The following is a 21,439-nucleotide window of genomic DNA, read 5'->3' on the forward strand; positions in this document are numbered from 1 at the left end:
CGTAGGCATGCACATTAATTATACAGAAGTTAATAAGTGGTAAACAGGTTGGCAATGACTGGTACATTTCATGGCAAAGGGTGGTACAAAACTTGGCAACGCTGGTACATTTCGCTGGCGGTAGTCAAAAATATAGGCGTATGCGTGAAATTTTAGTACAAATCATTACCAAAACCATTACTATCTAACTATAAACGTTGCTGTGAAGGGGAATGGACGAGCCCCCTCATCTCCACATTAACTTTCCCGATAATACTGAAAACATATATTTTTAATACAATAGTTTAGAAAGAGTAAAACACTTCAGATTCTTGTGTTTTTTATACCCAACGAAAAAAAGAGATGCAAACATTGCATCTCTTTTAGTCATATAATTAATTAAACACTCCGAAGATATCTCGCATGAAGTTAGTAATCGCGTTGTCACGGTTGTTTTCAATTGGGGTACTATTTTCTGTCGCTGGATCTTCTTGGGCTGCTTCTTCCACTAATTCCTCAGCAGGCTCTTGTGCTTTGAGGTTAGTAGGTAGGTCAAGGTCGATCACCTCTGGATGATCTAATAAGCCGTCTAACAGGATTTCGATCTCCCAGTATGAGCTCATACCTTCACCGAAAGTTCCCATCGCTACCGCAATAAAGTCACGGTCTGCTTGATTACCTGTTGCCACAAAGTTCAATCCAGCAGCATCAGTGAAACCAGACTTCAAGCCAGTAATACCAGAACGACCATAACTTCCACCTTCAAGTAATTGGTTAGAGTTATATAATACTTGTTGCTCGTCTGTACCTTCCATATAGGTATATTCACGGGTTGACGAAATATCTAAAATTTGTGGATATTCTTCAATCGTATGTTGGGCCACTAAGGCCATATCTGCTGCGGACATCGTATTCTCGCTCATCTCATTCGAACCAGGCATCCACCATGATTCTGGAACTTCACTATTTGGTGCACCTGAAGTTGAGTACATCTGAGCGTTTGTAATTCCCCACTCAGTAAGTTGATCTTGCATTGCTTGGACTGCAGCTTGTTCACTACCATAGATTTCCCACATTAATGCAGAAGTCGCATCATTGGCAGATTGTAACATGACGGCATACATTAAATCCTCAACGGGGTAAGTAATCCCTTCTACCAACCAGACGTTTGATAATTCCACATTAGATGAGATATCTTCCACTATTTCTGTTGGAATCTCGATCTCTTGGTCAAGTTTCAAAGTACCTTCATCTAAGGCTTGATAGATTAAGTACATTGATAATACTTTCGTCATTGAAGCAATTGGGTAAGGAACATTCCCTTCACGATTGGCAAGAATTTTGTTTGTTGCCTGATCAATCACGACATACGAACGAGCGTCCATATTACTATCGTACCATTCTTGCAATTCACTAGGGTAATCTTCTGGCAGTTCAATTGGTTCTGAAGGTTCTAACAATACATTGTTAGAGTTAAAGATAGGTGTTTTACTTACAGCTTGGGCTGTAGTTGGATATAGATTGGCATAACACATGCTTGTTAAAGAAAGCACGGTAAGCCACTTTATTGTTCGTTTATTGAACAAAGTGATGACCTCCTCAAATTTAATACCAATTAATTATAGCGAACTATTTACGCATTTCAAATAGCCTTGGGATATTTTTACTTTATTACATATCTTTTCACACAAAATTCAAACTTTGTTTATGCATTTTCTTGAATTTGTATTATTAAAAAGTAATAAAGTAGACTATAATGTAAATAATCACATTGAGGGGGATGAGAAATGAAATCGGCTTGGAAAAAATATATTCGGCCAAATTTGTTTTATATTGTTTCTATTGCCATATTACTACCTATTTATCTTCACGCTGTTGTACTATTGCTTGCGATTACCTACTTAATATGGCAGAAACGTAGTTTAACAATGCGAACGTTTATTAAAAACAAATGGTTGAGCATATTTATACTTTATGTTCTAATCGTTTCATTAATTAATCGAAACTACATCGGTGTTTTAATCACCTTAGTCTTTTTCTTATTTGTGATTTACTTTAGTAGTTACTTGAAGTGGGTTACAGTAGAAAGATACTTGAAGACGTTGAATATATTCGTACTGGGAAGTATTCCTGTCGCTATCTATGCACTCCTTGTTTATGTCTCTTATGTATTCCGTGAAGGTTACACTTTACTCTATGTATTCCAATATGCGAATGTTCAGACGAGGGCAGAGTCGACCTTCTTTAATCCGAATTATTACGGCTTATATTGTATCTTTGCGATTAATATTGGTATGTATCTACTGTTAAAGAGTGATTATGCTAAGAGATTTAAAGCCTACTATTATCTTTCATTTGTCCTGAATATCATGAGTATCTTACTAACGGCTTCGCGGATGGTGCTCCCTACAGTCGCGGTGGCGATTGTTTGGTTTGTCTTTTGGACGAAGCGGTCATATGTATGGTATATGTTGGGACTGGCAGCAGTTGGAGGGATTGCTTTATTTATCAATCCAGACTTAATCCCTAGGTTTAGCTCGATTGCTTACGCTTTTCAGGATCGGTTTGCGCTATGGGATGTTGGTTGGCAGATTTTTATGAGTAATCCGCTGTTTGGTCGTGGGGCCATGAGTTATATGAATTTATATTACTTATATACTGACAAAGCAGATATGCATGCACATCAGTTAGGGATTAATACCTTAGCTGATTACGGTGTAATTGGGGTCATTATCTTAGGCTTTATGATGAAAGATTACTTAAAGTCTATAGTCAGATTAGCGAAGCAGATAGAGTACCGTAAGGAATTTGCTTTAATTTCAACGATGCTCGTGACTGTGATCGTCCATGGATTAATGGATGTATCAATCCTTTGGACACAAACGGGGTACATTTTCCTGGCAGTTATCGTGCCAATACAACAATTAACAGAAAAAACAAAATAAATTTAAAAAAACATTGCACTTCGATAATCTATGTGGTACTATGTGTTAGTTGAGAAAACAAGTAGAAACGAGCCGTTTCTCGCCAAAGTGAATTTGGCAAATACATAGTCTGCCACTAGGAGTGGTGTGTCTATATTTAACGGCGAGTTTATATTTATTTTATAAACTTGCTTTTTTTATTGTTACTTGTTTCTCAAAATACATGGAGGTGGAGATCATAAAAGAATTACCTATCAATGATGGCATTCGTGCACGTGAGGTACGTGTTATTGGAGATCAAGGCGAACAGATTGGCGTTAAGTCTCTTCAGGATGCTCTCACTATTGCCGAGTCGTTTGAATTAGATTTAGTGCTTGTGTCTCCTAACGCAAAACCCCCTGTCGCTCGAATCATGGATTACGGTAAATATCGTTATGAGCAACAGAAGAAAGAGAAAGAGCAACGTAAGAATCAAAAAACTGTCAGCTTAAAAGAAATTCGTTTAAGCCCAGGGATTGAAGACCATGACTACCAAACAAAATTACGTCAAGCAATTAAATTCCTTGAAAAAGGAGACAAAGTTAAAGTTTCAATTCGTTTCCGCGGCCGTGCAATTACACATAAAGACTTAGGACGCGACGTTATCATGGATTTCCTTGATGACGCGAATGCAGTGTCAACTGTTGAAACTAAACCTAAGATGGATGGACGTAGCATGTTCGCAATTCTTGCCCCAATAAGTAGCGAAGAATAGAACATTATTATTTAAAACATAGGAGGATTTATCATGCCAAAACAAAAAACACATCGTGGATTAGCAAAGCGTGTTAAAAAGACAGGTTCAGGGAAATTAAAACGCTCTAGAGCCTTTACTTCTCACCGTTTCCACGGTAAAACTAAGAAACAACGTCGTCAATTACGTAAAGCAGCGTTAGTATCTAGTTCAGATTTCAAACGCATCAAACAACAAATTTCACAACTATAATATCAACGAACTAAAAGGAGGAATTCACAATGGCACGTGTTAAAGGTGGATACGTTACTCGTCAACGTCGTAAACGTACAATTAAATTAGCAAAAGGTTATTACGGAGCAAAAAGTATTTCATTCAAGATGGCTAAACAACAAGTCATGAAATCTCATACTTACGCTTACCGTGACCGTCGTCAGAAAAAACGCAACTTCCGTCGTTTATGGATTACGCGTATTAACGCAGCAGCTCGTATGAACGGAATGAGCTATAGTGTATTAATGAATGGTCTAAAAAAAGCAGGTATCGAAATGAACCGTAAAATGTTAGCTGACTTAGCAGTTAACGATGAAGCAGCTTTCTCAGCTTTAGTAGAGCAAGCAAAAGCAGCTTTAGCTTAATCTAAGATTTGAGTCTCAGTAATGAGACTCCTTTTTTATTGTTAAAAATACCAAAAAAAATGAAATATTACATCTGTATTTGTTGCCATAATAAATACGGATGTTTAAGATAGAACTTAGACAAAGGAGGAATCATATGAATTATATTTGGCGTTATATTAAGAATTATCCCGGACTGCTTGCATTAGATGTGTTCGGAAGCCTTTTTTTTGTATTAGTAAACTTAGGCTTACCTACAGTGCTATCAATTATGATTGACCAAGCAATTATTCCAGGAGATCAAAGTTTATTATTTACCCTAGCCATGGTGATGTTAGGGATTATTATATTGGGTGCACTTGGACGTATTCTATTATCCTATGCCTCAAGTAAATTAACCAATATCATGATCCGAGATATGCGTAATGACATCTTCGATTATACGCAAAAGTTCTCACATGAAGAATTTGAAAAGATTGGTGTTCCATCTTTAGTAACGCGTGTAACAAACGATGCGTTCGTGTTAATGCAGTTCGCTGAGATGTCACTGCGTTTAGGTGTGAATACACCGTTAATGTTCTTCGGAAGTATTGTGATGATCATTATAACCAGTCCGTCATTGGCTTGGATTGTAGCTGCGTCAATGCCGTTTCTGTTAGTTGCGATTTATGTCATTGCTAAGAAATCTAGACCGTTATCTGAAGCTCAACAAACGTCTCTAGATACAATTAACCAATATGCGAGAGAGAATTTAACAGGACTACGTGTGATTCGTTCTTTTGCTCGTGAGAAGTATCAAGAAGATCGTTTCAATAAAGAAAGTCGTCATTATTCAAATATCGCCACGCGTTTATTCAAATTAATGGCAGCAGCAAACCCAATCTTCATGCATATCCTCGTTTGGATGATTGTTCTTATTATGGGACTATCGCTACAACCTTTAGCAGTTGGAGAATTACAAGTAGGTAACTTGGTTGCTTTTGTGGAATATGCCTTTCACGCTTTATTTTCAGTGATGATGTTCTCACAATTATTCATTATGTATCCAAGAATGAACGTTTCTTCGAATCGTTTACAGGAAATAATGAATACCGAGATTTCTATATCTGTGAATGAAGACGGTATAACTCAAACTGAAACACATGGTTACGTAACTTTTGATAATGTGACATTCGCTTATCCAGGAGAAACTGAGAATCCAGTCCTTCATAATATTAGTTTTGAAGCGAAACCTGGAGAAATGGTTGCCTTTATCGGAAGTACCGGAAGTGGTAAGTCGACTTTAGTTCAACTTATTCCGCGTTTCTTCGATGTTACTTTAGGACGTATCATCATCGATGGTGTGGATGTACGTGATTATAACTTAAAAGCTTTACGTCAAAAGATTGGTTTCATTCCTCAGAAAGCATTGTTATTCACTGGAACGATTGGAGAAAACTTACGTTACGGGAAATACAATGCAACGGAAAACGAATTAGAACGTGCCAGTGATGTGGCGCAAGCAAGTGACTTTATCCATAAGACTCAAGAACGTTACCACTCATTCTTAGCTGAAGGTGGAACAAACTTATCCGGTGGACAAAAGCAACGACTATCGATTGCGCGTGCAGTTGTGAAACAGCCCGATGTATATATCTTTGATGATAGTTTCTCTGCACTGGATTATAAGACCGATGCGGAATTACGTCGTCGCTTGAAAGAAGTGACAACAAATTCAACGGTATTAGTCGTTGCTCAACGTGTGAGCTCAATTATGAACGCTGATCAAATCATCGTTTTAAACGAAGGTGAGATTGTCGGACGCGGAACGCATGAAGAATTAATGGTTGAGAATGAGATTTACCGTGATATTGCAAATTCACAAATGAAAAATCCAACCATAGAAGAGTAAAGGAGTGAGCTAGATGAAAGAAATAAAAACATTTGGAAACTTATGGAAATACTTAAAAACATATAATAAACAACTAATCTTAGCCCTCGTACTCTTAATCATTAACGTTTTAATGACAGTGGTTGAGCCGTTCGTATTAGGATTAGCTATTACCGAAATTACTCAAAACGTCGTGGATATCGCCCGTGGAGCTGAAGGAGCGGCAATCAATTATGAATATATTATTACCATTCTAATTGTTTATGTCATTCGTGGATTTATTGTTCAAGGGACAAATTATGGATCGAACGTCTACATTACAATTGCGGTTCAGAACATGACCCGTGATTTACGTGATGATATCATTCGTAAGATTCACCGTCTCCCCGTGGCTTATTTTGACCGTAACCAATTTGGAGATATCTTAGGACGTATTACTAGTGACGTTGAGACAGTTTCCAACTCACTGCAACAAGGAATAATTCAAGTAACAACGGCATTCTTTTCGATTATCTTTGTCACGATCATGATGCTGACTTTGAATTGGCAATTAGCGCTCATTGTCTTTATTAGTATGCCGATATCTTACTTTGTTTCTCAAAGTGTAGTGAAGATTTCTCAACAACACTTCAAGAAACAAGCGGATGTCTTAGGTAGAATGAACGGTTTCGTTCAAGAGAACTTTACTGGGTTTAATATTATTCGTTTATATGGGCGTGAAGATAGTTCTGTAGAGGAGTTCCGTACGATTACGGGAGAGTTAGCAGATATCGGCTTTAAAGCAAGCTTCTTATCAAGTTTAATGATGCCCTTAGTATCCGTCGTATCTCACTTAGCTTACTTAGTTGTTGCGGTGCTCGGTGGTATGTTCACGATTGCAGGACGCCTAACAGTTGGTAACTTACAAGCCTTTACTCAATATGTATGGCAAATTAACCAACCGATTCAAATGGTGACTCAAATTACGGGGTTATTACAAGCGGCTGTTGCTGCAACGCAACGTATTTGGGAAGTATTAGACCAAGAAGAAGAATTGAACGAAGTAACGGAAGAAATACCTTCACCTGTTACAGGGCAAGTGACTTTCGATGATGTTTCTTTCCAATACACTCCAACAAAACCATTAATTAGAGATTTCTCTGTAAAGGTTAAACCGGGTGAAACGATTGCGATTGTTGGTCCAACAGGTGCAGGTAAGACAACGATGATTAACTTACTGATGCGCTTTTATGATGTGGATAAAGGGTCGATTAGATTGGACGGCGTAGACAACCGAGCCGTTTCAAGACAAAAATATCGCGAGCAATTCGGGATGGTATTACAAGATGCTTGGTTGTTCGAAGGAACGATTAAAGAAAATCTACGTTTCGGTAATTTAGATGCGACAGACGAGCAAATTGTTGAAGCTGCCAAAGCGGCTAACGTGGATCATTTTATCCGTACGTTACCAGGTGGTTATGAGAATCGTATGAATCAAGAGTCGAGTAACATTTCTCTCGGTCAAAAACAATTACTAACGATTGCACGTGCTTTATTATCTGATCCTAAAATCTTGATTCTAGACGAGGCGACAAGTTCGGTGGATACTCGACTAGAGCAGTTGATTCAAAAAGCGATGGAACGCTTGATGGAAGGGCGTACGAGTTTCGTTATTGCCCACCGCCTTTCAACCATCCAAGATGCCGATCGTATCTTAGTGATGAAAGATGGCCAAATCATTGAACATGGTAACCATGAGCAATTATTAAAACAAAAAGGCTTCTACTATGACTTATATCAAAGCCAATTTAATACTTAATATATAAAGATTGAATGTAACCTTTCATTTAATGCTAATTTCGATTACAATATTAGCAATAGTTAATGGAAAGTGACATTGAATACAATAAACCCACAGTCACTCATCAGAGCAATCTGAGTGACTGTGGTTTTTTATTTTTGGGGGAATTTGGATGCGTATAGGATATCAAGGTATTGCCGGTTCTTATAGTGAGGCAACGTTACAAGATTATATAAAGACATTGACTGATACAACGACAGAGGCCATACCAGTACCTTATGGAGATTTTAAAGCGGTCGTGAATGATTTATTAGATGACAAGTTGGATTTAATTGTCGTCCCAGTTGAGAACTCAACGACCGGCATCATTGCTCGTGTCACAGATTTACTGCGTTATAAGCCTGTCATGGCGATTGCAGAGGCTTACCAACCTGTTCGACATACTTTATGGGGAGTGGAAGGAAGTCGCTTAGAAGACATTCAGATGGTATATTCACATCCTGAAGCCTTGTCGCAATGTCAGGTGTTCTTTAATTCGTATCCACTGATTGAAAGCAAGGTATATGAAGACACTGCCAAAGCTGCGTCATATATTCAATCATTAAATCGACGGGATATTGCTGCAATTGCGAGTCCTCGAGCAGGGGAGTTACATCATTTAGTTCCATTAATGGAGAATGTGCAAGACGAATCAACAAACACGACCCGTTTCTATGTGATTGAAAAGATTCAAGAAAGAGAATATACCGGGACTTGCTTAAGTCTATATGTTGAGACTCGTCACGAATCGGGTGCTTTATCTAAGTTGCTTCAAGTATTTGATATTTTCAATTGCAACTTACAAAACTTAAGCGCCAGACCGATTGAGAATCAGGCATTTACTTATGGATTCTTTATAGAAGTGTCGATTAAAGAGATGAGTTCACCCGTGAACATATTGATTCAGACTCTAGATCAAGTATCAGAATACCTTCAAATCATGGGGCAATATGATCAAGTGTCAAAAAGTATTTATTTAGACGTTTAGGAAGGAGATAAAAATGCAAAAGATTGCAATTGTTGGTTTAGGTGTCATCGGAGGTTCCTTTGCGAAAGCATTTAAGGCTTCGGACAGTTCGAATTATTATGTGATGGGAATTGATAGAAACCAAGCGACACTCGACAAAGCCCTGGAAGCCGGTGTGATTGCAGAAGGTGAAGTTGAGAATGAAACGATTCTACAACGTGCTGATATCGTCATTATTGCCCTATACCCTGAGAATATTAAAGAGTTTATTCTACATAACTCAGACGCTTTCAAAGAGGGTACCATCCTGACAGAAACGACAGGGATTAAACAATATGTGATTGACAGTATCGTGCCAATTCTACCTAAACAAGTCGACTTTATCTTTGGACACCCGATGGCAGGGCGGGAATCACAAGGCTTTGAATACTCAGACCATACAGCCTTTATAGGAGCGAATTATATATTAACACCACTCGCTTCGAATAAGTCAGAGAATATGGATATATTTAAAGCCCTTCTTAAGAAAATTGGCTTCCAAAGATTAACTCAAGTAACGCCCATTGTTCATGATGAATTAATCGCTTATACGAGTCAATTATGCCATTGTATTGCAGCGGCCTTAATTAATAGTGATCAACCTGAACGTAATACGGTGCAATTCATCGGTGACAGTTACCGAGATTTAACTCGAATTGCGAAACTAAATGAGAATCTGTGGTCAGAATTGATGTTAAATAATAAGGATGTGCTTGTTCAAGTTATTAGCGAATTTGAAGCAGAAATGACAAAAATTAAAGAATCGCTCTTAACGGATAATAAACGTGAATTAGAAGAAACCTTTATTGAGGCCACTCGCCGCCGTGTAGATTTGGAAAAGAATGACTTAATGATTTAATTTCAATTTAAAGTATTAAATTCCTTGCAATTAGAATTTAAGTGAGTTATATTATAATCACATTAAAAATAAATGATAAAAGAGGTTATCTTATGTTTACCCATTTCAACAATATTATTATTGTCATTCAAAGACCGGACTTGTTAAATTGATTTTATAATCAGTTTAAAAAGTCCTATTCGTCTTGAATGAATGGGAACAGATAACAAACCCCCATTCTAGTAATCTAGAGTGGGGGTTTTTATTATTCAAAGGAGTGGTAAAACGATGAGTGACATTGAAAGCGACGTGCATATTTATCAAATTACACAGAAAATAATAGGAGGATTCATCCATGAATTTATTTAAAAAGTTTAATAGCGCTTTTACAAGTAACCTGTCAATGTTCGTAGTATTAACGGCATTACTAGCCTTAATGTTCCCAAGTTTTTTCACACCTTTAAGTGGTTATGTGAGTGTATTACTTCAAATCATTATGTTCACCATGGGCTTGACATTGAAAGCATCTGACTTTTCTCATGTTCTTAAAAACCCAACGAGCGTGATTATGGTTTCTGCCATTCAATACTTATTTATGCCACTGAGCGCTTTTGCAATTGCTAAATTATTCGGTCTATCAGGTGATGTGGCTTTAGGTTTAATCATAGTTGGATCAGTTCCTGGAGGGACCGCATCGAACATTATGGCTCTATTAGCTAATGGGAATGTGCCACTTTCAGTGAGTGCTACAACGGTGTCTACATTATTATCCCCATTCGTTACACCACTTCTGATCGCGACTTATGGCGGAGCATTTATTGATATTGCTTTTTGGCCAATGTTCTTATCCATCACACAAATCGTCTTAGTGCCAATTGTCTTAGGATTAGTTGTGTCTCATCTCTTAGGGGACAAGTCAGAAAAGATCAAGACAGCGATGCCATCATTCTCATCGATGGCGGTACTGTTAGTTCTCGCTGGAACAGTATCAGTGAACCGTGAGAATTTACTAACCGGTGGGCTAACGGTTGTCCTAGCAGTATTAGTTCATCATTTATTAGCTTATGCAATTGTTTACTTTATCTATGGGTTATTCAATGCTTCTGCGATAACAAAACGTACGTGTGCGATTGAAGTTGCGGCACAAAATACAGGACTATCCGCAAGTTTAGGTTTAACGCATTTTTCACCAGAAGCAGCCTTAGCGGGTGCAGCTGGAACGATCGTCCATACACTTGTTGGAATGATGTTTGGTAGTTTATGTGCTAAGAAAGATACGAAAGAAGCCGAGGGAGGAAAAGCAGCAGCGCGAGCAAGAAATGCGAGTGCAACAGTTTTACAAAGAACATATTAATTTTAGATTTGTGTGGAGTGTCAATAGGTAAGTGAGTGAAAAACACACGCACCACCCAAACAAAAAAGGCTCAACAATCGTGGTGACATTTGTCCACAGTTGTTGAGCCTCTTATTATGCGCATAAAAAAGAGGGGCGATAGGTCAGCCCCTGTTAAATTAAGTTTTATAGAAGTCGTAATGCTGGCACATTCGCACCTGATTCTTCATGATTAGTGCCATCACATATTAAAGCATCAATCTCATCTAAGATTGTTTCTAAAGTTATTGGATAGCCTTCTAATAACCTTGCTTCGCCTGTGACGTATTCATAAATAACTAGAGAAGGGGTAGATTCAACTGACATATCGATGGCAGTCTTTTGGTCTTTTAAGAACAATTGTTTAACAAAATCCGACTGCATATCTTGTTGAAATATCTCGACATCTAATCCAACGTCTTTGGCAAGATCAACTGCGAATTCTTCACTAAATTTAGAAATATCGCCATTGATTGTCTCCTGAAGGCGCATTAAGAAATAACGACCTAATCGTTTCCCTTGCATACAGGCTGCTTTATATGCGAGAGATGCCCGGTATACAGATTGAAAGATGTAATTTCTCTCCTGCAAGTTTGTTTTTTTGATACCAAGTTGTTGCATATAGTCTTCAACTAAACGTTGATTATGAAAAGGTAGGATGTGCAAATCTATGTTTGACGTTACTAAATCAATTAACTTTAAAACTTCATGTTGACAAGTGTAACAATTTTTCCCTAATGGATTAACGAATAAAAATAATTCAAATACACTTGGAACGCCATTGTGTCTATATTCGATTTGATATTGACTCATTTAGAAATTCCTCCTCCTTTCTTATATTTGGTATAGTTAATATTAACAATAAAGTAAACTATTAGCGAATGATAGGCTTGTTCATTTATTCATTTGTAGAGTATCGATGTGCGCGTGATAACTTCGTTTCTGCTTGTTTGTAAGATATATCAACACTCGCTAACAGTGAATTAAATTGTTCTAAAGCAACTTCAATATCTTCAGATTCAAGTTCCAATTCGAAATCTTCAGCTTGCGGATATTGAGTATAGTCTAACGCATATAATCCATAAGGAACGTCGATATTATAACGTTCTGTAATGAGACTCATTGTTCTTTTAATATCAGTCCAGACGATATTTCTTGAAGCGATAAACTCCTGGATATCCGCTGAATAAATAATGTCTTCATTCAATGCTTGTGGCACGTCTATCACTTTCTCTCGATTGAATTGAGTAAGTTCAATCGATTCAAGTTCAGACACTCTCTCTTTAATTGTCCATTCACTCGAACCATTATCAAATACTCTTAATCTCAGCGCTGAATTATTTTGCTTGAAAATTTCATCTGCTGTATCATAATAGTAATTGGATTGAATGATTTTTGGTTGATTTTGTAAATTAAAATAAGTATAAAGCTTGTCATACTCGGCTTTACTTAGTAGTGTTTTTAATTCTCTTTCAATTGAAGATACCATGTATATATCCTTTCTTAGCTAAATTATGTACAATGTAATATATACAAAAAATAAAAAAAACTGTATGTCCATTACAGTCCGTCATATATCCTATAATAGTTCATTACTATATGCAAATAAATATACTTATACAAAAATAAGAAAGTCGGTGACTAAATTGATAAAAGATAATTTTATCGAGAATTGGGACTTATTCTTAGCTCCTTATGAACAAGCTGTAGAAGAATTAAAGCTGAAACTAAAGAATATTCGAAAAGAATACCGAACTTTACACCGCCATACGCCGATAGAGTTCGTCACAGGACGCGTAAAGACACGCGAGAGTATTCTCGAGAAGATGGAAATGCGAGAAATTGAATCTGAAGATATGTTAATCGGTGTTCAAGATATTGCTGGAATCCGCATCATGTGTCAATTTGTTGAAGACATCTATGAAGTAGCTGAGTTAATTAAAGCGCGGACGGATTTTAAAGTATTATTAATCCGTGACTACATTCACCATCATAAGCCAAGTGGCTACAGATCATATCATATGGTCATTGAATACCCAGTGCAACGCGCAAAGAATGTAGAGACCGTCATTGTAGAAGTTCAAATTAGAACATTAGCGATGAACTTCTGGGCGACAATTGAGCACTCGCTGAACTATAAGTATCAAGGAGAATATCCAAATCATATTCTTGAGAGACTAGAAAGAGCTTCAGAAGCCGCATTTATGCTGGATCAAGAAATGTCAGAGATTCGAGAAGAGATACGCGAAGCGACACAATTCTTCGAACAAAGATATGAGGACCCCGATACAGCAATAAATAAAGGGAATTATGAGGTAAATCAATGAAACCAACGGTACTAATTTATTCAAATACAAAACCTCAATCTCAATCTATTAAAACTGAACTCACAAACAAATTAAATAAACACCAGATTGAAATTGTGGATGAACGTGAGCAACCAGACTTTATTATATCAATTGGAGGAGACGGAACCTTCTTATCTGCCTTTCATCATTTCGAACAATATATTGAACATTCGAGATTCGTCGGAATTCATACTGGACATCTAGGCTTCTATACGGATTGGCTTAGCGATGAAGTGGATGCGGTTGTGGATGGATTATTAAATGCATCCGATCAATCGGTGTCTTATCCTTTACTCAATGTCGAAATTTATTTAGAAGATGGGCGGTGCAAGAAGATGTTAGCCTTAAATGAATTCTCCATCCGTTCAACGATGGGAACCATGGTGAGTGATGTCTATATTAAAGACCACTTCTTCGAGACTTTCCGAGGAGATGGCATTAGTATTTCAACACCAACCGGATCAACAGGCTTGAATAAATCTTTAGGGGGAGCAGTCATCCATCCGCGCCTAGATGCGATTCAAATGACTGAGATGGCTTCAATAAATAATCGAGTGTATCGTACCTTAAGTTCTCCAATTATTATTCCTTCAGATGAATGGTTTACTTTGAAACCAGAGAATACGCAATCTGCGATTCTTTCCGTGGATAATCAAAGTTGGTTGAATTACGAAGTGTCCAAAGTGACTTGTCAAGTTGCTAAACAGCGGATTCAATTCGCAAGCTTTAAACATACCCATTTTTGGGACCGAGTTGAAAATGCGTTTATTGGAAGAAAACAATCACTTTAAAGGAGAATTTTACAGATGCAACGATTTTTGAAAGTTATTGGCCTAGTTATGACGATTGGTTTGTTAGTGGCGTGTAGTAGTCAAGCCGAAGAGTTTGAACATACAGCACTCGCTGGAGTTGAACGAACCAATGCGCCTGTCACTATTCCAGAAGATACGACGTTCTTAACTATGAATGAGGACGCTAAAGGAATGATTTATGAATCCCTAGATAAGATAGGAACATATGCAGAAGGGACACAATCGCCTGTGGATTATTCACAGATTGAAGCAGTTCAAACAGAAGCAGATTATATTGAGTTTCTTCAAATGACGAGTGAACAAGCGAGTTTATTATATATTGGCTTTGATGAATGTCCTTGGTGTAAAGCTTTCTCACCAAAGATTAACCAAATTGCTAGTGATTTAAACGTTCCAATCTATTACTATAATACTCGAGCACACGAACAAGATGCGACCTTCCAAGGAGCCATGCAAACATTCGGTGTCGAGACTGTTCCTTATGTCTTAGTGATGGAAGATGGCGAAGCAAAAGAGCGAATCAGTCATGAGTCATCAATGGAACAAATTGAACAATTCTTCACGCTCTATACTGAAGAATACCAATAGAAAATTCTAACAAGTTAGGAAGATAATGTGATTTTAACATGGGAGTATCAAGATACTTTAGAACAAACGATTAAACGCTTTTTACACTTTGAAGGGATTCCAAGAAATTTTGTAAAAGCGGTGAAGCACAACGGTGGGCAAATCTTACTGAATCAAGAAGAAGTGACCGTGAGAGCGACCTTAAACCAAGGGGACGTGTTAACACTCATTGCCCCGGATGAACACGGGCATGAGACAGTGGCACCGTCAGACATTCCAATTGATGTCGTATACGAAGACCGTGATTTCTTGATTGTGAACAAACCGAGTGCTTCGGTCTCCATTCCTTCAAAGCAGAATCCAGATAGTTCGATGGCAAATCGCATTAAAGGTTATTATGTAAGAGAAGAATATAAAGACCAAGTGATTCATATCGTCACTCGTTTAGACCGTGATACGACCGGATTGATGTTGATTGCCAAACACCGACTTGCCCATGCTTATATGGACCGGATAATCCAAAGCAAAGGTCTAACTAAAATCTATTACGGTTTATCACATAAAGTGGATTGGGACAAGCATGGTTATATCGACGCACCGATTGGGCGCAATCCTGAATCAATCATCAGTCGGATTGTGGATCCAACAGGGCAAGCCGCTTTAACTGAGTATTGGTTAAAAGAACAAGTAGAAGAGGCAAGTTTACTAAGAATGCAGCTTCATACAGGACGTACACATCAAATCAGAGTTCACTTAGCCCACAAGGGTGGGCCTTTAGTTGGCGATGATTTATATGGCGGAGTAAAAGATTCCGTAATATCAAGACAAGCCTTGCATTGTGGTGAGTTACAGTTTGTTCATCCATTTACAGGAGAAGACATCCACATCAAACAAGCCATACCAGAAGATATGCACACGTGGTTAAATAACAGAAAAGAGGAGATAGAATATGGAGATATTTGAAAGATCTCTTGAAGAGAGTATTGAAACGTTTAAAAAATTATTGAACGAAAACCGGATGACTCGATTTAGAACCGAGTATCTAGCCTTACATAATTATGAGCAAAGTAAGATATTTGCGAATTTGGAAAAAGAGGATCGTGAAAAGATTTATCAATATTTATCTCCTTCAGAATTAGCAGATGTCTTCGACATGCTCGAATCGCAAGACGAGACGATTGATATCTACTTTGAAGAGATGTCTCCACCTTATGCTGCGTCAGTTCTAGGCGAGATGTATGCCGATAATGCGGTTGATGTGTTGAATAACTTAAAAAACCGTGAACGTATTAATCTCTATATGAACCTAATGCCTGCGGAAAGTGCTCGCGAAATCAGTTCATTGATTAATTACTTAGACGAGACCGCTGGGGCGATTATGACGACAGAATTTATCTCTGTTCAGGAAGAATCAACCTTAGGTGCCGCTTATCACAGATTGAGAGAGCAAGCGATTAAAGCGGAGACGATTTACTATGTGTATGTCGTTGATGAGAATAACCGTTTAGTTGGGGTTATTTCACTGAGAGATTTAATCATTAATGATGAAGATAAATTAATTCATGATGTGATGAATACCCGTGTGATTTCGGTTCAAGTAAATGATAATCAAGAAGAAGTAGCCAAAATGGTTCAAGATTATGACCTTTTAGCGCTTCCTGTTGTTGGTTTTGACCGTGAATTATTAGGTGTTATTACGGTTGATGATGTCTTAGATGTTATGCAAGATGAAGCAGATAGTGACTACTCTGGTTTAGCGGCGGTTGACGTTAGAGAGACCCATGACACGCCACTATCAGCAGCAAGAAGTCGTCTACCTTGGCTAGTAACCTTACTATTCTTAGGAATGGGAACAGCGACTTTAATTAGTCAGTATGATGCGCTAATCGCTGAAGCAAGTGTCTTATCCGCCTTTGTTACTTTAATTACAGGTACTGCCGGGAATGCTGGAACCCAGTCATTGGCCGTAGCCGTAAGGAAATTAACAAATAAATACGATGACGATAATTTCTTTTCTTCAATAATATTTGAATTAATTACCGGTGCGATTACTGGATTAATTGTCGGAATTACCGTGATGTTAATCGTCTTAGTTTGGAAACAAAACCTTGTTCTAGGAGCGGTCATTGGAATTGCGATGATGGCTGCAATTATCGTAGCGAATCTTGCAGGTTCATTTATACCGAAGATTATGGACAGACTTGGTTTTGACCCTGCAGTTGCGAGTGGACCATTTATTTCAACACTGAGTGACTTAACTTCAGTATTTATTTACTTTAGTATTGCTCAATTATTCTTATCAGCAATTATTTAAAGCAATACACAAAAAGAACAACCCTTTGACTGTTTTAAAATAGTCAAAGGGTCGTTTTTTAATTGATTTGTTTTTCCATGTCATGATGAGGGATGTTGGCATCCAAGTAGCCTTCTTCATTTGTGATTGCGTAATTTAATTTCTCATAGAAGGGGATAGCTGGATCTTGAGCAGATAAGCTAAGTACCTCAATGGAAGGGTTAGTTTCTCTTGCCCATCTTTCAATTTCTTCCATCAATTTAAATCCTAAGCGCTGACCTCTTTGTTCTTTTAGAACTGCCACACGTTGGATCTTTGCTTTTGTCTTAGCGTCATTAAGATTGATTCGTGCCGTTGCGACGGGACGATTGTCAATATATCCAATTAGGTGAATTAATTGCTGATCCAAACCATCTAATTCAAGTCCTGGATCAACATTTTGTTCGTAAATAAAGACTTTCTTACGAATATCGAATGCGTCCTTTAATTTTGAAGTGTCTCCATCTAATACCCAAGTAAATTTCATTTAAAACCCTCCACGATTTCATGTATAATTAATCACAGTGACATTATTGACGTTATTTTACTATAATACAGAATATAAATACAATGAGCAAAGGGTGTTTTTATGACAGAAATAAAAGAAGTATCAAAAAAACGATTAGAAAATGTAAAAAACTTAACAACGATTCCATCTCCAACGGGTTATACCGCAGATATTATCCATTATATTTGTGGCTTGTTCGATGAGATGGGTGTAACTTATGAAGTGACGCCCAAGGGTGGCTTACTTGTAAGTATCGATGGTAAGAATAAGGAAAGTCATCGCTTTGTGACAGCTCATGTGGATACTTTAGGTGGAATGGTTCGTGCGATTAAACCGAATGGTCGCTTAAAACTTGATTTGATTGGTGGCTTTACTTTTAACGCGATTGAAGGAGAGTACTGTACCGTTCATTCAAGTTTAGAAGATAAAGAGTATAACGGAACAATCCTTATGCACCAAACAAGTGTTCACGTCTATAAAGACGCGCGTACAGCCGAACGTAATCAAGATAATATGGAAATTCGCTTAGATTATAAAGTGAAGAACCAAGAAGATGTTGAAGAACTTGGTATTAAAGTGGGCGATTTTATCTCTTTTGACCCAAGAGCTACGATTACGGACGAAAGCTTTATTAAATCACGTCATTTAGATGACAAAGTCAGTGTTGCGTTATTAATTGAATTGGTTGAGAATATTCACCGTAATCAGATTGATTTAGCACATACAACGCATTTCTATATCTCAACCAATGAAGAGATTGGTTATGGAGGTAATTCTAATATTGCTTCTGAAGTCAAAGAATATCTTGCGGTAGATATGGGAGCCATGGGCGATGACCAACGGACGGATGAATATAGTGTGTCGATTTGTGCGAAAGATGGATCTGGTCCATATCACTTAGGCTTACGTAATCAATTCGTTCAATTATGTAAAGCAAATGATATTGAATATCAATTAGATATTTACCCATTCTATTCAAGTGATGCATCAGCAGCCATGAGAGCTGGGGCAGATGTTCGTCACGGTTTAATCGGAGCAGGCATTGATTCTAGTCATGCTTACGAGCGCACTCACTTCGAATCTGTAGACGCTACATATGAATTAATTGCAAGTTATTTAGAATCAGAAATGATTGATTAAATTAATATGTAAAAAGAACGTGTAAAATGCCTTGAAATTTGCTACTATAAGAAGTACATAACATAGTGAGAGTTAGAGTGTAGAGGAGTGATATGAGTGGTAGATATATCGAAAAGTTTATTTGGCTATAATACAAGTCAAGTAGATTCGATGATGAGTCAACAGACAAGTAAAATTGACGAATTGGAAAAGAAGATTGAAAGCTTAGAAAGTCAACTAGCGACCTATATCGAATTAGAGTCAGCCCTAAAAGAAGGAATCGTTGACGCAAGACAAAAAGGTTCACAAATAATCGAAGATTCAGCTGGACAAGCTGAACAAATCATTAGTAAAGCGAATGAGCAAGCAACTCAATTAAAAGAGGAAACAATTAATCGTGGGAATGATTTATTGAATGGTGGGAATGCTTTAAGAGATCGCTTAACATTCATGAAAGACGAAATGCGTGAAATGGTTGATCAAGTATCAGAGTTTATTGATGGCACAGATTTTGAATCACTATTCCCTAAAAGTGAAGTGGATCAATTTACGATGCAGATTAACGAATTTTCAGATGGCAAAGTTGAAAAACGCAAAGAAAGCGACGAAGAGTCAGTCTCTGAGAGTACTTTAACAGATGAAGAGAAACGTGAATTAGAGAAATTAATTCATGAAGTGATTGCCAATGATGCAGCTTCAAAAGAAACTCAAGGACCTGAACGTAATATCGAGAAAAAATTAATCGAGTTGAGAACACTAAACGGATAATTTTTATGTTATGAACAATGCAATGATGAACTCAATCACATTGCATTGTTCCATTTTTTTGAAACGGACAATAACGAAAGGAAGTAACTATTTGGTAAATAATTTAGAGCAAGAAGTCAAAAAAAGACGTACGTTTGCAATTATCTCCCATCCGGATGCGGGTAAAACAACCATTACCGAAGCGATGCTGTTATACAGTGGAGCCATTCGTGAAGCAGGAACAGTTAAGGCAAAGGGTAAAAAATCAAACAAATTCGCAAAATCTGACTGGATGGAAATCGAGAAACAAAGAGGGATCTCTGTGACCAGTTCTGTAATGCAAGTAGACTATGACGGACATCAAGTCAATATTGTTGATACACCGGGACATGAGGATTTCTCAGAGGATACGTATCGTACATTAATGGCCGTGGATGCGGCAGTCATGGTCGTTGACTCTGGTAAAGGGATTGAGCCACAGACGAAACGATTATTCGAAGTTGTTAGTCACCGTGGAATTCCAATCTTTACCTTTATTAACAAATTAGACCGTGATGGTCGTGAGCCCTTAGAGTTAGTGGCTGAATTGGAAGAAGTCTTAGGTATTGATGCGTATCCAATGAATTGGCCGATGGGTATGGGACGTAACTTAATCGGTCTTTATGATTTATATAATGAACGTGTTGAATTAAGAGAGAATGATGAGGAAGAGGATGATATCTTTATTCCATTAGATGAAGACGGAGAAGCTCAAGGTGAGCATTCGTTTAAAGAATCATCAATCTATTCACAAGCTTTAGAAGATGCACAATTATTGCATGAAGCAGGGAACGAATTTGATTTAGACAAGATTGCTAACGGTAAGTTAACGCCCGTCTTCTTTGGATCAGCTTTAACTGGTTTTGGTGTTCAAACATTCTTAGATGCTTTCGTAGAGTTAGCGCCAGCACCGGAAGCGATTGAACTTGAAAGTGGCGATGAAGTCGACCCAGTTGAAGATGACTTCACAGGCTTTGTCTTCAAGATTCAAGCAAACATGAACCCGGCACACCGAGATCGTATTGCCTTTATTCGGATTGCTTCTGGGCAGTTTGAACCGGGTATGAATGTGACCTTAAACCGTACACAAAAGAAGATACGCATGGCTCATACGACTCAATTCATGGCAGATACTCGTGAAGAAGTGAGTACAGCCGTTGCTGGAGATATTATCGGTCTATATGATACAGGAAATCTGCAAATTGGAGATACTTTGTATTCAGGAAAGAAGGCTGTTGCTTTCCCGCCTCTACCACAATTTACGCCTGAGATGTTCATGAAAGTCAGCCCTAGAAATGTTATGAAACAAAAATCATTCCACAAAGGAATTGAACAATTAGTTCAAGAAGGTGCGATTCAGTTATACAAAACATATCATACGGAAGAATATATTATCGGTGCCGTTGGACAACTTCAATTTGAAGTCTTCCAATACCGCTTATTGAATGAATATAATGCCGAAGTTGATATGACTCCAATGGGGAGTAAAATTGCACGTTGGATTAAAGAGGAAGATTTGGATCCAAGTATGTCTTCAAGTCGTAACTTACTAGTTCGTGACCGCTTTGGTGCTCCAGTGTTCTTATTTGAAAATCAATTTGCTGAGCGTTGGTTCCAAGATAAATATCCAGATATTGAGTTAGAACAACTGTTATAATCACGGATATTATTGAGGGATATATTTAAATAGAGGATGCTTTAAACATTAAAGATATTAAATCAAGAGTTTTATATTGTTGAAACGCTAAAAAAATGGTATTCTTATATAAGTAAGGGTTTTATTTATTTGAAACTCGTATTAAAATTTCA

At 37.6% G+C, this 21,439-nt stretch carries 21 protein-coding genes; 17 read left to right on the forward strand and 4 right to left on the reverse strand.

Annotated features, from left to right (window positions below):
* Positions 1 to 374 precede the first annotated feature (374 nt).
* Positions 375 to 1,565, reverse strand: coding sequence for a D-alanyl-D-alanine carboxypeptidase family protein (locus tag FEZ33_RS07670; RefSeq protein ID WP_138404820.1), 1,191 nt, complete (start codon positions 1,563 to 1,565; stop codon positions 375 to 377).
* A gap of 201 nt (positions 1,566 to 1,766) precedes the next feature.
* On the opposite strand from FEZ33_RS07670, the gene FEZ33_RS07675 reads away from it, so the two are divergent.
* The 9 genes from FEZ33_RS07675 to FEZ33_RS07715 all read left to right on the forward strand — a co-directional run bounded on the left by FEZ33_RS07675 (position 1,767) and on the right by FEZ33_RS07715 (position 11,140).
* Positions 1,767 to 2,924: an O-antigen ligase family protein gene (locus tag FEZ33_RS07675; RefSeq protein ID WP_138404821.1), complete on the forward strand. Its 1,158-nt coding sequence runs from the start codon at positions 1,767 to 1,769 to the stop codon at positions 2,922 to 2,924.
* A gap of 202 nt (positions 2,925 to 3,126) precedes the next feature.
* Entirely contained in the window at positions 3,127 to 3,657 is a 531-nt protein-coding gene (infC, locus tag FEZ33_RS07680) for a translation initiation factor IF-3 (RefSeq protein WP_138404854.1), read from the forward strand.
* Positions 3,658 to 3,690: 33 nt separating this feature from the next.
* Positions 3,691 to 3,888 (forward strand): 50S ribosomal protein L35, encoded by a 198-nt coding sequence (rpmI, locus tag FEZ33_RS07685; RefSeq protein ID WP_138404822.1) that lies wholly within the window; start codon positions 3,691 to 3,693, stop codon positions 3,886 to 3,888.
* A 29-nt stretch (positions 3,889 to 3,917) separates the two neighbouring features.
* Positions 3,918 to 4,274 carry a 50S ribosomal protein L20 gene (gene rplT, locus FEZ33_RS07690; RefSeq protein ID WP_138404823.1) on the forward strand — a complete coding sequence of 119 codons (357 nt, stop codon included), beginning with the start codon at positions 3,918 to 3,920 and terminating at the stop codon, positions 4,272 to 4,274.
* Positions 4,275 to 4,410: 136 nt separating this feature from the next.
* Positions 4,411 to 6,144 (forward strand): ABC transporter ATP-binding protein, encoded by a 1,734-nt coding sequence (locus tag FEZ33_RS07695; RefSeq protein ID WP_138404824.1) that lies wholly within the window; start codon positions 4,411 to 4,413, stop codon positions 6,142 to 6,144.
* 13 nt (positions 6,145 to 6,157) lie between these two features.
* Positions 6,158 to 7,921, forward strand: a complete 1,764-nt coding sequence (locus tag FEZ33_RS07700) for an ABC transporter ATP-binding protein (protein ID WP_138404825.1) — start codon at positions 6,158 to 6,160, stop codon at positions 7,919 to 7,921.
* Positions 7,922 to 8,075: 154 nt separating this feature from the next.
* Positions 8,076 to 8,930: a prephenate dehydratase gene (locus FEZ33_RS07705; RefSeq protein ID WP_138404826.1), complete on the forward strand. Its 855-nt coding sequence runs from the start codon at positions 8,076 to 8,078 to the stop codon at positions 8,928 to 8,930.
* A 13-nt stretch (positions 8,931 to 8,943) separates the two neighbouring features.
* Positions 8,944 to 9,807, forward strand: coding sequence for a prephenate dehydrogenase (locus FEZ33_RS07710; protein ID WP_138404827.1), 864 nt, complete (start codon positions 8,944 to 8,946; stop codon positions 9,805 to 9,807).
* Positions 9,808 to 10,141: 334 nt separating this feature from the next.
* Positions 10,142 to 11,140, forward strand: coding sequence for a bile acid:sodium symporter family protein (locus FEZ33_RS07715; protein WP_138404828.1), 999 nt, complete (start codon positions 10,142 to 10,144; stop codon positions 11,138 to 11,140).
* A gap of 165 nt (positions 11,141 to 11,305) precedes the next feature.
* Here FEZ33_RS07715 and FEZ33_RS07720 read toward each other — a convergent pair whose 3' ends face one another.
* Entirely contained in the window at positions 11,306 to 11,971 is a 666-nt protein-coding gene (locus tag FEZ33_RS07720; RefSeq protein WP_138404829.1) for a DsbA family protein, read from the reverse strand.
* 85 nt (positions 11,972 to 12,056) lie between these two features.
* Positions 12,057 to 12,647: a CYTH domain-containing protein gene (locus FEZ33_RS07725; RefSeq protein ID WP_138404830.1), complete on the reverse strand. Its 591-nt coding sequence runs from the start codon at positions 12,645 to 12,647 to the stop codon at positions 12,057 to 12,059.
* Between the two features lie 157 nt (positions 12,648 to 12,804).
* Between FEZ33_RS07725 and FEZ33_RS07730 the strand changes: the two genes are divergently transcribed.
* Genes FEZ33_RS07730 through mgtE form a run of 5 tightly spaced genes read left to right on the forward strand, consistent with a single transcriptional unit; the run spans position 12,805 to position 17,199 of the window.
* Positions 12,805 to 13,485 carry a GTP pyrophosphokinase gene (locus tag FEZ33_RS07730; protein WP_235888793.1) on the forward strand — a complete coding sequence of 227 codons (681 nt, stop codon included), beginning with the start codon at positions 12,805 to 12,807 and terminating at the stop codon, positions 13,483 to 13,485.
* Entirely contained in the window at positions 13,482 to 14,297 is an 816-nt protein-coding gene (locus tag FEZ33_RS07735; protein ID WP_138404832.1) for an NAD kinase, read from the forward strand. The genes FEZ33_RS07730 and FEZ33_RS07735 overlap by 4 nt, the downstream gene beginning before the upstream one ends.
* A gap of 15 nt (positions 14,298 to 14,312) precedes the next feature.
* On the forward strand, positions 14,313 to 14,906 hold the full coding sequence (locus tag FEZ33_RS07740) for a thioredoxin family protein (protein ID WP_138404833.1): 594 nt from the start codon (positions 14,313 to 14,315) through the stop codon (positions 14,904 to 14,906).
* Between the two features lie 27 nt (positions 14,907 to 14,933).
* Positions 14,934 to 15,848 carry an RluA family pseudouridine synthase gene (locus tag FEZ33_RS07745; RefSeq protein WP_138404834.1) on the forward strand — a complete coding sequence of 305 codons (915 nt, stop codon included), beginning with the start codon at positions 14,934 to 14,936 and terminating at the stop codon, positions 15,846 to 15,848.
* The gene (mgtE, locus tag FEZ33_RS07750; RefSeq protein WP_138404835.1) at positions 15,835 to 17,199 is read left to right on the forward strand and encodes a magnesium transporter; all 1,365 of its coding nucleotides are present in this window, start codon (positions 15,835 to 15,837) and stop codon (positions 17,197 to 17,199) included. The genes FEZ33_RS07745 and mgtE overlap by 14 nt, the downstream gene beginning before the upstream one ends.
* Positions 17,200 to 17,257: 58 nt before the next feature.
* Here the strand turns inward: mgtE and FEZ33_RS07755 are convergent, their stop codons facing one another.
* Positions 17,258 to 17,704, reverse strand: coding sequence for a GNAT family N-acetyltransferase (locus tag FEZ33_RS07755; protein ID WP_138404836.1), 447 nt, complete (start codon positions 17,702 to 17,704; stop codon positions 17,258 to 17,260).
* Positions 17,705 to 17,806: 102 nt separating this feature from the next.
* Between FEZ33_RS07755 and FEZ33_RS07760 the strand changes: the two genes are divergently transcribed.
* The 3 genes from FEZ33_RS07760 (at position 17,807) to FEZ33_RS07770 (ending at position 21,287) form a co-directional block, all read left to right on the forward strand.
* A complete protein-coding gene (locus FEZ33_RS07760; protein WP_138404837.1) occupies positions 17,807 to 18,865 on the forward strand; it encodes a M42 family metallopeptidase in 1,059 nt (352 codons plus the stop codon).
* A gap of 96 nt (positions 18,866 to 18,961) precedes the next feature.
* The gene (locus FEZ33_RS07765; RefSeq protein WP_138404838.1) at positions 18,962 to 19,612 is read left to right on the forward strand and encodes a DivIVA domain-containing protein; all 651 of its coding nucleotides are present in this window, start codon (positions 18,962 to 18,964) and stop codon (positions 19,610 to 19,612) included.
* Between the two features lie 91 nt (positions 19,613 to 19,703).
* Complete coding sequence (locus FEZ33_RS07770; RefSeq protein WP_138404839.1) at positions 19,704 to 21,287, forward strand: peptide chain release factor 3; 1,584 nt, start codon at positions 19,704 to 19,706, stop codon at positions 21,285 to 21,287.
* Positions 21,288 to 21,439 lie beyond the last annotated feature (152 nt).

Source organism: Ruoffia tabacinasalis (assembly GCF_005864045.1).
Taxonomy (GTDB): Bacteria; Bacillota; Bacilli; order Lactobacillales; family Aerococcaceae; genus Ruoffia; species Ruoffia tabacinasalis.

Coding starts and splice junctions, on each gene's coding strand:
- FEZ33_RS07675 (WP_138404821.1), top strand. CDS start 1,767: ATGAAATCGGCTTGGAAAAAATATATTCGGCCAAATTTGTTTTATATT.
- infC (WP_138404854.1), top strand. CDS start 3,127: ATGGAGGTGGAGATCATAAAAGAATTACCTATCAATGATGGCATTCGT.
- rpmI (WP_138404822.1), top strand. CDS start 3,691: ATGCCAAAACAAAAAACACATCGTGGATTAGCAAAGCGTGTTAAAAAG.
- rplT (WP_138404823.1), top strand. CDS start 3,918: ATGGCACGTGTTAAAGGTGGATACGTTACTCGTCAACGTCGTAAACGT.
- FEZ33_RS07695 (WP_138404824.1), top strand. CDS start 4,411: ATGAATTATATTTGGCGTTATATTAAGAATTATCCCGGACTGCTTGCA.
- FEZ33_RS07700 (WP_138404825.1), top strand. CDS start 6,158: ATGAAAGAAATAAAAACATTTGGAAACTTATGGAAATACTTAAAAACA.
- FEZ33_RS07705 (WP_138404826.1), top strand. CDS start 8,076: ATGCGTATAGGATATCAAGGTATTGCCGGTTCTTATAGTGAGGCAACG.
- FEZ33_RS07710 (WP_138404827.1), top strand. CDS start 8,944: ATGCAAAAGATTGCAATTGTTGGTTTAGGTGTCATCGGAGGTTCCTTT.
- FEZ33_RS07715 (WP_138404828.1), top strand. CDS start 10,142: ATGAATTTATTTAAAAAGTTTAATAGCGCTTTTACAAGTAACCTGTCA.
- FEZ33_RS07720 (WP_138404829.1), bottom strand. CDS start 11,971: ATGAGTCAATATCAAATCGAATATAGACACAATGGCGTTCCAAGTGTA.
- FEZ33_RS07725 (WP_138404830.1), bottom strand. CDS start 12,647: ATGGTATCTTCAATTGAAAGAGAATTAAAAACACTACTAAGTAAAGCC.
- FEZ33_RS07735 (WP_138404832.1), top strand. CDS start 13,482: ATGAAACCAACGGTACTAATTTATTCAAATACAAAACCTCAATCTCAA.
- FEZ33_RS07740 (WP_138404833.1), top strand. CDS start 14,313: ATGCAACGATTTTTGAAAGTTATTGGCCTAGTTATGACGATTGGTTTG.
- mgtE (WP_138404835.1), top strand. CDS start 15,835: ATGGAGATATTTGAAAGATCTCTTGAAGAGAGTATTGAAACGTTTAAA.
- FEZ33_RS07755 (WP_138404836.1), bottom strand. CDS start 17,704: ATGAAATTTACTTGGGTATTAGATGGAGACACTTCAAAATTAAAGGAC.
- FEZ33_RS07760 (WP_138404837.1), top strand. CDS start 17,807: ATGACAGAAATAAAAGAAGTATCAAAAAAACGATTAGAAAATGTAAAA.